The sequence below is a fragment of the Psychrobacter sp. W2-37-MNA-CIBAN-0211 genome (assembly GCF_040309405.1).
In the GTDB taxonomy this organism is placed as follows: domain Bacteria; phylum Pseudomonadota; class Gammaproteobacteria; order Pseudomonadales; family Moraxellaceae; genus Psychrobacter; species Psychrobacter glaciei.
Genome location: NZ_JBEOOU010000260.1, coordinates 1 through 266, shown reverse-complemented (window position 1 = coordinate 266; position 266 = coordinate 1). Strand labels below are relative to the sequence as shown.

The 266-nt window shown below is 41.4% G+C and carries 1 protein-coding gene; it reads right to left on the bottom strand.

Annotated elements, in window-relative coordinates:
* A partial coding sequence (locus tag AAEY72_RS15145; protein WP_352311400.1) for an Hsp70 family protein occupies positions 1-266 on the bottom strand: 266 nt, incomplete at both ends.

Sequence of the window (266 nt, the reverse complement as noted above, 5' to 3'; positions counted from 1 at the left end):
CAGTAGGTTCGTTGATAATACGCTTAACATCAAGACCTGCGATACGACCAGCATCTTTAGTGGCTTGACGTTGTGAATCGTTAAAGTAAGCAGGAACGGTAATAACCGCTTCAGTCACTTCTTCACCTAAAAAGTCTTCAGCAGTCTTTTTCATCTTTTTCAAGATTTCAGCTGAAACTTGTGGTGGTGCCATTTTGTTACCACGTGACTCAACCCATGCATCACCATTATCAGCTGCGATAATTTTGAATGGCATGATGTTCACA